Raw genomic sequence first — 10,781 nt, forward strand, 5'->3', positions numbered from 1 at the left:
GCCGTCGAGAAGGCCGTGCGCCAGGCGCCCGGCACGGCAGCCGGGCACGCGCTCGACCTGATCGAGCTGCTCGACCTGCCCGCCGACGATGGCATCGACGAGATCATGTCGCGCGATGACCTCGCCGCACTTGCCGGCATCTCCCGAGACGACGGACTCGTCGAGGCCATGGAGTCGTTCGGCCTGGTGACGTGGATCGAGGGCGACCAGGACCACGTCCACCTGCTGCAACCGACGGTCGTGCGCACCGGGGCCGCCGCGGTGGCGATGGGCTTGACCCCCGAGACCGTCATTGCGCTGTTCCCGCTGCTGCAGGCACGACTCGATGATGTCGCCGACGCGTTCGTGCACGCCGTCGCCGCAGAGATCATCGACCCGTTCATGACCGACGGCCTGCCCGAGGACCGCTGGCCCGGCATCCTGGCCAGTGTCGAGAGCCTCATTCCGATCGCGAGTCAGGTCACCCTCGGGATGTTCCGCCAGTCATTGCAGACCTCGATCGACCGCGAGCTCGACACCAAGATCGGGCTGCTCGGCGGGCCCGACCGCAAACGCTCAAAGTAGTGAACGGAGGCGCTCTGGCGACGGCGGCGTCGACACTGCGCAGCCGGGCCATGAAGCCCTGACGTTGATCGTCCTGAAGCGCCTCAGTCGCGTGCCGAAGAATCGGTTGTGCGGCTGCCGCGAAACGGACCGGCACGGCCTGATGCCCATCACGACGTTCGTCTCCGGCCACCTAGACTCCCCCCATGCCTCACTCCCGAGTCGCACAGCAGGTTCTACGCACCGCCCGCAAGACCACCCGACGACCGGGGTACTCCTCCAGCACGAGGGCAGCGTTGCTGGACTCCGCCCGCCACCTGTTCACCCAGCACGGATATTCGGGCACTTCCCTGGACGAGGTGGTCGCGGCGGCCCGCGTCACCAAGGGAGCGCTGTACCACCACTTTTCCAGCAAGCTGGCGCTGTTCGAGAACGTCTTCCTCGACGTGCAGGACGCCACCAGCAAGGAAGTCTCCGCTGCGATTGCCACCTCCAACGACCCGTGGGAACGCGCCCAGATCGGCCTCGAGAAATTTCTCGAGGTGTGCCGGCGACCGCAGTTTCGCCGCATCTGCATGCAGGAAGGTCCGGTGGCGCTCGGCCGCGAGCGGTGGCAGGAAGCTGAGCGCGAAGCCACGTTCGGCATCGTGCAGCGCACCGTCGACGACATCCTTGGCGACCTCGGCGGCGACACCTCCGGCCTCGACGAGGCGTTCGCCGTCATCTTCTATGGAGCCATCCGGTCGGCGTCGGAGTTCGTCGCTGATGCAGAAGATCCCGACGCTGCCAGCGAGTCGGTGCAACATGCCATCGGCTCGCTGCTCGCCGGCCTGCGCGTGCTCCCGACCGCTGCCCACTGACCAGATCATGGCCAGCGCCGAGTCGGGCTCACGGCTCGAACGTGACCTTGCCGTCGTCCTCGGGGACGAGCTCGACGAAAGTCTTGCCCGGCGCCACGGTGTAGGGCAGGCCGTCAGCCGTGGTGAAGGTGATGGGCGAATCGAGGGCTGGCTTGTTCCAGGTCACCTCGACGACCTCGCTGCCACGGAAGATCGTCGCCGTGCCTGATCCTTCGACGACCGTCTCGGGCACCGGATTGCCCGCCGGATCGGTGTAGCCGGCATCTTCGATCTGACACTCCATGACGATCAGGTTCTTGGCCTTGAACTCCTTGTCGGCGTGGCCGTTGGTGCGCTTCCACGACGAGCCGGAGAACTTCCACGACGTGGTGGTCGAGCGCGAGAATCGCACCGTGGCACGGGACGCGGCGGACACCGTCGACGTGCCAGGATCGGACGTCTCGCCGGCCGGGCTCCACTCCAGGTAGGACATCTTCGGCTGGGTGTTCTTGGCCTCCTTGTTGACGCGTGTCAGGTCGATCAGCCGGTTGTAGGGGCGGGACAGGTTGGGATCGCTGCTGAAACCGGGCGATCCGGCGTCCTCGGAGAACAGGGTGATGCCCGCGCGTTTGATCTTGCCGACTGCGCCGCCAGCGCCACCGGAGGCGACGAGCTGCCCGTTGGCGGGTGTCGCTATGCCGATGTCGGTGGACCGCAGTGACCGGACATGGCCGACCTTGGTCGGCAAGTCGGTGTAGTAGAACGCCGCGAGTCGGGTCAGGCCGCCCTCGACGAGCTCCTCGATGACCAGATCGGCGCGGTCGAGATTCAGCTGCGGCTTGCCAGCAGACGTGTTCTCGATCTTGACCACGAAGACGGGGTTGTCCGGCCGTCCTTGGGTCATCTCCAGGCCCGTGAGCGGCGAGAACTCGGTCAGCTCGGCCGCCGAGCCCTGTGTGGGGTCGTCGACCGCGGGAGTCGCGTCGTCCTGCTGGGAGCAGGCGGCCAGGGCGAGGGCAGCGGCCATCGCCACCACCAGTGCGCGGATCGTCATGAGCTCAGCATGCCTCACGGCTCCGCAACGCTGCGGTGCCCCGCGGACCCACCGAAGCACATCGTCTGGTTCCCGCCGCGAACGCGGTGAGCTGGGTCAGACGTGGGTCGGATCCCCCCACGGGCTGCTGACGCAAGCCTCACCGCCCAGACCACGAACGGCAATTGTCGGCGTCGTTTGCCACGATGGGTCCGTGACTGCAGCGCTCGAGCGTTTCGCACCGGCCACCCGCGAGTGGTTCGAGGCGACGTTCAGCGCGCCCACCCCCGCCCAGGTCGGTGCCTGGTCGAGCCCGCGATCCGGCAGCACTGGTGCCGACCACCTCCTGGTCGTGGCCCCCACCGGGTCGGGCAAGACGTTGGCCGCGTTCCTGTCCGCGATCGATCGACTGCTGCACGAGCCACCACCTCGTCCGGCCGACGACGACGCGAGCGTCGGTTCCCGGGTCTTGTACATCTCGCCACTCAAGGCGCTGGCCGTCGACGTCGAGCGCAACCTGCGGTCCCCACTCGTCGGCATCACTCAGACCGCGGCGCGACGTGGCGACACCTTCCACGACGTCACCGTCGGGGTCCGGTCCGGCGACACCAGCCAGCGCGACCGACGCGCACTGGTGCAGCGACCTCCGGACATCTTGATCACGACGCCGGAGTCGCTGTTCCTGATGCTCACGTCAGCGGCCCGCGACACACTGCGGCACGTCGACACCGTCATCATCGACGAGGTGCATGCCGTGGCCGGCACCAAGCGTGGCAGCCATCTGGCGCTGTCGTTGGAGCGCCTCGACGCCCTCCTGACCAGTCCTGCTCGTCGTATCGGACTGAGCGCCACCGTGCGCCCCCACGAGGAGATCGCTCGTTTTCTCGGCGGCACACGTCCCGTGCGCATCGTCGCGCCCGACTCGCCCAGCCGACTCGAGCTCTCCGTCGTGATCCCTGTCGAGGATCTCACCCAGCTGCCTGCCGCCGGCTCCGCCACACCCGGCGACGAGCACGAGGAGCCGCCCTCTGAGCCATCACGCGGTGGCAGCATCTGGCCGCATGTCGAGGAGGCGATCCTGGACCAGGTGCTGCAGCGGTCGAGCACCATCGTGTTCGTCAACTCCCGCGGTGTCGCGGAGCGCCTCACGGCCCGGCTCAACGAGGCGTTCGCAGCCCGCACGGCGCCCGCTGACTCCACTGATGGCACCCGATCGCCCGCGCAGGTCATGGGCGGCAGCAGCCAGAGCTCGGGTGCTGCGCCCGAGCTGGCCCGCGCGCACCACGGGTCGGTCAGCAAGGACCAGCGCGATCTGATCGAGGACGATCTCAAATCGGGTCGGTTGCGCTGCGTCGTCGCCACCTCCAGCCTCGAGCTCGGCATCGACATGGGTGCGGTCGACCTCGTCGTCCAGGTGTCCACGCCCCCGTCAGTGGCCAACGGGCTGCAGCGGGTCGGACGTGCAGGCCACCAGGTCGGCGGGTTGTCGGTGGGCGTCATGTTCCCCACATCGCGCCACGACCTGCTGGGTTCGGCCGTCACAGCGTCGCGCATGCGCGAGGGCCTGATCGAAAGCATCGACGTGCCGGCCAATCCGCTCGACATTCTCGCCCAGCAGACCGTGGCCGCCACAGCGCTGGAGCCGATCGACGTCGAGGAGTGGTTCGACACCGTGCGTCGCAGCGCGCCCTTCACGTCCCTGCCACGCGGCGCCTTCGAGGCGACCCTCGACCTGTTGTCGGGTCGGTACCCCTCCGACGGTTTCGCCGAGCTTCGGCCCCGTCTGGTCTGGGACCGGGACGGCGGCGTGCTCACCGGGCGTCCCGGCGCCCAACGACTCGCCGTCACCAGCGGCGGCACCATTCCCGATCGCGGCATGTTCGCGGTCGTTCTCGCTGCAGGCGACGACACGTCCGGCCCGCGCCGGGTGGGCGAGCTCGATGAGGAGATGGTCTACGAATCGCGCGTCAACGACGTCTTCGCGCTCGGTGCCACCAGCTGGCGCATCGTCGAGATCACCCACGACCGGGTCATCGTCGTGCCAGCGTTCGGCGAACCGGCGCGTCTGCCGTTCTGGAAAGGCGAAAACATCGGTCGCCCGCACGAGCTCGGTGCCGCCATCGGCGCCTTCGTGCGCGAGACCGCCGAGATCGGCCCCGAAGCGTGGCAGATTCGCACCCAGGGTCTGGGCCTCGACGCCAACTCTGCCAGCAATCTCGCGGCCTACTTCGCCGACCAGCGCGAGGCCACCGGTCAGCTGCCCACCGACCGCACCCTGGTGATCGAACGATTCCGCGATGAGCTCGGCGACTGGCGGGTCGTGCTGCACTCGCCATTCGGTCGTCGAGTGCACGCACCCTGGGCACTGGCCGTGGCGGCGCGCATCCAGGAACGGCACGGCATCGACGGATCGGTCGTGGCCAGCGACGACGGCATCGTGGCCCGCCTGCCCGACACCGAGATCGAGCCTCCCGGCGCCGAGCTGTTCGTGTTCGACGCCGACGAGCTGGAGCACCTGGTCACCGTGGAGGTCGGTGGCTCGGCGCTGTTCGCGTCGCGATTTCGTGAGTGCGCAGCCCGGGCCCTGCTGCTTCCCCGCCGCAACCCCGGTTCGCGCGCACCCTTGTGGCAGCAGCGACAGCGAGCCGCCCAGCTGCTCGACGTCGCCCGCGACCATCCCACCTTCCCGATCCTGCTGGAGACGGCCCGCGAGTGCCTGCAGGACGTCTACGACCTCCCGGCGCTCACCCTCGTCACCCGCCAGATCGCGTCGCGAGAGATTCAGATCGCCGAGGTCACCACCCAAAAGGCATCCCCCTTCGCGCAGAACCTGTTGTTCGGATACGTCGCGGCCTTCCTCTACGAGGGAGACACCCCGCTGGCCGAGCGCCGCGCCGCGGCCCTGAGCCTGGACCCCACGCTGCTGGCCGAGCTGCTCGGCCGCGCCGACCTGCGCGAGCTGTTGGACCCCGATGTCATCGCCCAGACCGAAGCCGAGCTGCAACGACTGGCAGACGACCGGCAAGCCAAGGACGCCGAGGGCGTCGCTGATCTGCTGCGCGTGCTCGGCCCACTGTCCACCGCGGAGGTCGCGGCTCGCAGCATGGCGGTGACCCCCGACCAGGCCCACGAGTGGCTGGCCCTCCTGCAGGACGCCCGCAGAGCCATCGAGGTGCAGATCGCCGGTGAGGCTCGCTGGGCCGCCGTCGAAGACGCTGGGCGTCTGCGCGACGCCCTGGGCACCGTCGTGCCCCTCGGTGTCCCCGCAGCCCATCTGGAAGCAGTGGCAGACCCACTGACCGATCTCGTCTCCCGATTCGCCCGCACCCACGGCCCGTTCACAGCGGCCGACGTGGCCCAGCGATTTGGCCTCGGCACCGCGGTCTCCACCCAGGTCCTGCGCCGACTGGCCCGCGACGGACGACTCACCGAAGGTGAGTTCCTGCCAGCCGCAGGAGCGTCGCCCGACATCGAGTGGGTCGAGCCGGGGGTCCTGCGGCGGCTGCGGTCGCGGTCGCTCGCGGCGGCACGACAACAGGTCGAGCCGGTCGACACCACGGCTTTCGCCTCGTTCCTGCCGTCCTGGCAAGGCGTCGGGGGCTCGTTGCGCGGCGTCGACGGAGTTCTCGCCACGGTCGACCAGCTCGCTGGTGTCGCCCTTCCCGCCTCCGCCTGGGAGTCGCTCGTCCTGCCCGCTCGGGTGCGCGACTACCAGCCCGCCATGCTCGATGAGCTCACGTCGGCCGGAGAGATCATCTGGTCCGGCGCAGGCACCTTGGCCGGCAACGACGGCTGGGTCCAGCTGCATCCCGCTGACCTGGTACTGGCTCGCACCCAACCCATCGAGCCGGACACTCTGGAAGCGCGAGCCCTCGCGTCGCTCACCGGCACCGGCGCCTTCCTGTTTCGGCAGCTCTCGGCCGCCGTCACGTCGGAGGAGGACGATGCGCCGCTCGACGCCGACCTCGCGGCGGCGCTGTGGAATCTGGTCTGGGCCGGCCACATCAGCAACGACACCTACGCGCCAGTTCGTTCCGTCGTAGGCCGAGGCGGCACCCATCGCCACACCCGCCCAGCTCCGCGTGCCCGTCTGCACGGTCGCGGCCGCGGGCCGCGCGCGGCTCTTCAAGGCCCACCGTCAGCCAGTGGTCGTTGGTTCGCTCTGGACACCCCGCCCGTGGAGACCACCGCTGACCGGCTGGCCCGCACCGAGGCCCTGCTGGGCCGATACGGAGTCGTGACGCGCGGATCGGTCATGGCCGAGCAGACGCCCGGCGGGTTCGCCGCTGTGTACCGCGTCCTCCGCGAGCTGGAGCAGACCGGTGCCTGCCTACGCGGGTACTTCGTCGAGTCGCTCGGGGCAGCCCAGTTCGCTGCACCCGCCACGATCGACCGGCTGCGCGGGCATCTGCGCGACGACGACACGCCCAGCGAAGCCGCGGCGATCGTGCTCGCCGCCACTGACCCTGCACAGCCCTTCGGGGCTGCGCTCCCGTGGCCCGGCCGGCTGGACGACGACGCCGCCACGGGACACCGGCCCGCGCGCAAGGCGGGAGCCATGGCGGTGCTGCACGACGGCGTGCTGGTGGCCTACCTGGAGCGCGGCGGCAAGACCTTGTTGCCCTTCAGCGACGACCCGACGCGCATCGCCGCCGCCTCGACCGCGCTGGTCGCGCTGGTCCGCGGCCGTCGCATCGCCCGCCTCACCATCGAGACCATTGGTGGCCGTCCGGCTCTCGACACTCCGTGGGCAGATGCGCTGCGCGAGGCCGGGTTCGACCGCACTCCCAAAGGCCTGCGCGCCGATGCCTGAGGGAGACACAGTCTGGCGGGCGGCCGTCCGACTGCGCGACGCACTGGAGGGCCGCCACCTGGTCCGCACGGATTTCCGGGTGCCCCAGCACGCCACGGTGGACCTGTCGGGCCACGTCGTCTCTGAGGTGCTCAGCCGCGGCAAGCACCTGCTCATTCGCGTCGGCGGTCTCAGTATCCACACCCATCTGAAGATGGAAGGTGTCTGGCACGTCCATCCGGTCGGCACCCGGTGGCGTCGACCCGATCACCAGGCTCGACTCGTGCTGCGCACCGCGACGCACGAAGCTGTCGGATTCTCGCTCGGGATCACCGAAGTCCTTCCCACCGAGCGCGAATCGGACGTCGTTGGCCATCTGGGTCCAGACCTGCTCGGCTCAGACTGGGACCTGGACGAAGCCACGCGCCGGGTCAGCGCCGACCCCGACCGTGCGGTCTTCTTGGCGCTGCTGGACCAACGCAACCTGGCTGGTCTCGGCAATGAGTACGTCAACGAGCTCTTGTTCATCTCTGGGCTCCATCCCGAGTGCCCCGTCGGCGATCTGCCAGACGTGCGTCGCGTCATCGCCCGAGGCCAACAGATGCTGGACATCAACAAGGACCGCTCGCAACGCACGTTCACCGGCAACACCCGATCCGGGCAGGAGCGCTGGATCTACCGGCGCGAGCGTGGCCGATGTCGCCGCTGCGGCACCGCGATCCGCACCGCTCAGCTGGGTGACCAGCCCACCACCGAGCGCAACACGTTCTGGTGCCCTACCTGCCAACCTGCCACCTCCTAGGATCACACCATGACCGACACCGCCCCGACCGCTGACGAGTCGCGCACGCCCGCCGACGAGCCGTGGAGTCCCGTGGAGGAGTCACGCGAACCGCGATATCTGCTGCCCATCACCGGGGCCGTCGGACTGATCGCTGCGTCGATCCTCACGATCGACAAGATCACCTTGCTCGAGTCAAAGGTCGACGGCACTGACGCGGCGCTGAACTGTGACCTCAGCGCCTTCGTCAGCTGCAGCGGTGTCATGGAGTCCGACCAGGCATCAGCTTTCGGCTTCGCCAACTCCATCATCGGAGTCATCGGATTCGCCGTCGTGCTCACGCTTGGCGTCCTGGTGCTCGCTCGAGTCGCACTGCCGCGCTTTGTCTGGGCGGGTCTCCAGCTTGGCACGATCTTCGGGATCGGCTTCGTCACCTGGTTGCAGGTCCAGAGCATCTACGAGATCAACAAGCTGTGCCCCTGGTGCATGGTCGTCTGGATCATGATGATCCCGCTGTTCGTCGGGGTCACGGCACGTAACTTGCGGTCGTCAGCTCCCGCTTCGGGTGTCACCCGATTCGTCACCAACTGGACGCCGCTGATTGTGGCGCTGTGGTACCTCGCAGTGGCTGCCGCGATCTGGTTTCAGTTCGGTTCGGAGCAGCTCTTCGCCTGAGCGACTCGACAGGCGCAATCCCTGAGTTTCTCCTCACATTCCAGCCATGTGACATTGCCGATGGCGCATCGACGTGTAACCCTGAGTTACCACCCCTTTTCACGGCGAGGAGCATCGCGTGCCACAGTCATCGATCGAACGCTCGACCTGGCTGCGACGTCTGCGTCGGGCCGGCCACGCGTTCACCACCCCACTGTCTCCCGACGACTACTTCACGCTGATCAACCCCCTGTGGAGCGCCCGCGAGCTGCGCGGCCGGGTGGAGAGCGTCGTCAAGGAGACCGACCGGGCCGCCACCTTGGTGATCAAGCCCGGCTGGGGTTGGAAGTTCGACCACGCACCTGGTCAGTACATCGGCATCGGCGTCGAGATCGACGGCAAGTACCACTGGCGCTCCTACTCGCTGTCGTCGGTGCCGCTGCACGAGAACGGCACCGTGAGCATCACCATCAAGGCGATGCCCGAGGGGTTCTTGTCCGATCACCTGGTCAACGGCCTCGAGCCCGGCACCATCATCCGGCTGGCCGCTCCCCAGGGAGACTTCGTGCTACCCGACCCGCCACCGGAACGGCTGCTGTTCCTCGTGGGCGGCAGCGGCATCACGCCGGTCATGTCGATCCTGCGGACCATGGACCGCCGCCAGCTCGCGGCGGACGAGGCGCTGCCCGACACCGTGCTGGCGTACTCGGCGGTCAATGAGGACGACATGATGTTCCTCCACGAGCTGCGGGTCATGGCCTTGCGCTACCCCAACTTCACGTTCATCGAACGGTTCACCGACAGCGACGGCATCCTGACTCCTGACCAGCTCGACGACATCGTGCCGGATTGGCGCGAGCGCGCCACCTGGGCGTGCGGGCCAGCGCCGATGCTGGATGCGTTCACCGAGCTGTACGAGCGCCATGGGCTGACCGACCGGCTGCACATCGAACGCTTCTCGCTGGCCACCGTGGACAGCGACGCATCCGGCGGCTCGGTCACGTTCGGCGTCGGCGGTCCAACGGTCCAGGTCGATGGAGCCACCACCTTGCTGGAGGCCGGCGAGAAGGCCGGCGTCAACATGTTGTTCGGCTGCCGCATGGGCATCTGCCACACCTGCGACGTGCCGCTCGCCTCGGGCCGGGTGCGCGACCTGCGCAGCGGCGAAGAGCACGACAACCCCAACGAATACATCCAGACCTGCGTTTCCGTCGCCGCCGGCGACTGCACTCTCACTCTCTGAAAGGTCAACACCATGGCATTTGCAGACGTTCGTGAATACACCCACCTGACCGACGAAGAGGTCGAGTCGATCGGCAAGGAGCTCGACGACATCCGCGCCGAAGTCGAGGCCTCCCGTGGTCAGGCGGACCGCGACTATGTCCTGCGGGTCATCGCCTTGCAGCGCCGCCTCGCCGCGGCAGGCCGCATCACGCTGTTCGCCAGCATGTTCCCGCCAGCGTGGCTGCTGGGCACGGCGCTGCTCGGGTCGGCCAAGATCCTGGAGAACATGGAGATCGGGCACAACGCGATGCACGGCCAGTGGGACTGGATGAACGACCCGGAGATCCACTCCAGCAACTGGGAGTGGGACACCACCCAGCCGGCCGAGCAGTGGAAGCACTCCCACAACTACGTGCACCACCAGTTCACCAACGTGCTGGGTCACGACAATGACGTCGGCTACGGCATCCTGCGCATGACGCGCGATCAGAAGTGGACGCCCTACAACCTGGGTCAGCCGGTCTACAACGCGCTGCTGGCGCTGTTCTTCGAGTGGGGCGTGGCACTGCACGATCTGGACATCGAGGCCATCCGCAAGGGCGAGAAGGACCCCAAGCTGCTGAAGAAGCAGCTCAAGCAGATCGGCGACAAGGTCGGCAAGCAGACCTTCAAGGACTACGTCATGTTCCCGCTGCTGACGGGACCGCAGTTCTTCCACACGCTCACCGCCAACGTGACCGCGAACCTGGCGCGCAACCTGTGGACGTACATGATCATCTTCTGCGGCCACTTCCCCGACGGCGCCGTGCACTTCACTGAAGAAGAGCTCGAGGACGAGACCCGCGCCGAGTGGTACCTGCGCCAGATGCTCGGCTCGGCCAACTTCGAGGGCGGCAAGCTGCTGCACCTGATGAG

Annotated in this window: 8 protein-coding genes; 7 read left to right on the plus strand and 1 reads right to left on the minus strand. The window is 68.0% G+C overall.

From position 1 onward, the window contains the following. Window positions 1-564: hypothetical protein (locus WB508_RS09130; protein ID WP_423844575.1), on the plus strand; the 564-nt coding region annotated here is incomplete at its 5' end. A 185-nt stretch (window positions 565-749) separates the two neighbouring features. Beyond that, window positions 750-1,403 carry a TetR/AcrR family transcriptional regulator gene (locus WB508_RS09135; RefSeq protein WP_423844576.1) on the plus strand — a complete coding sequence of 218 codons (654 nt, stop codon included), beginning with the start codon at window positions 750-752 and terminating at the stop codon, window positions 1,401-1,403. Between the two features lie 28 nt (window positions 1,404-1,431). Here WB508_RS09135 and WB508_RS09140 read toward each other — a convergent pair whose 3' ends face one another. Next, complete coding sequence (locus WB508_RS09140) at window positions 1,432-2,436, minus strand: DUF3048 domain-containing protein (protein WP_423844577.1); 1,005 nt, start codon at window positions 2,434-2,436, stop codon at window positions 1,432-1,434. Between the two features lie 193 nt (window positions 2,437-2,629). Between WB508_RS09140 and WB508_RS09145 the strand changes: the two genes are divergently transcribed. The 5 genes from WB508_RS09145 to WB508_RS09165 all read left to right on the plus strand — a co-directional run. Beyond that, window positions 2,630-7,228 (plus strand): ATP-dependent helicase, encoded by a 4,599-nt coding sequence (locus tag WB508_RS09145; RefSeq protein WP_423844578.1) that lies wholly within the window; start codon window positions 2,630-2,632, stop codon window positions 7,226-7,228. Then, window positions 7,221-8,009 carry a DNA-formamidopyrimidine glycosylase family protein gene (locus tag WB508_RS09150; protein WP_423844579.1) on the plus strand — a complete coding sequence of 263 codons (789 nt, stop codon included), beginning with the start codon at window positions 7,221-7,223 and terminating at the stop codon, window positions 8,007-8,009. Before WB508_RS09145 ends, WB508_RS09150 begins: the two co-directional genes overlap by 8 nt. A gap of 9 nt (window positions 8,010-8,018) precedes the next feature. After that, the gene (locus tag WB508_RS09155; protein WP_423844580.1) at window positions 8,019-8,663 is read left to right on the plus strand and encodes a vitamin K epoxide reductase family protein; all 645 of its coding nucleotides are present in this window, start codon (window positions 8,019-8,021) and stop codon (window positions 8,661-8,663) included. A 118-nt stretch (window positions 8,664-8,781) separates the two neighbouring features. Then, the gene (locus WB508_RS09160) at window positions 8,782-9,885 is read left to right on the plus strand and encodes a ferredoxin reductase (RefSeq protein ID WP_423844581.1); all 1,104 of its coding nucleotides are present in this window, start codon (window positions 8,782-8,784) and stop codon (window positions 9,883-9,885) included. A gap of 12 nt (window positions 9,886-9,897) precedes the next feature. Further along, a partial coding sequence (locus WB508_RS09165; protein ID WP_423844582.1) for a fatty acid desaturase family protein occupies window positions 9,898-10,781 on the plus strand: 884 nt, incomplete at its 3' end.

The organism is Aeromicrobium sp., from assembly GCF_049586495.1.
GTDB lineage: Bacteria > Actinomycetota > Actinomycetes > Propionibacteriales > Nocardioidaceae > Aeromicrobium.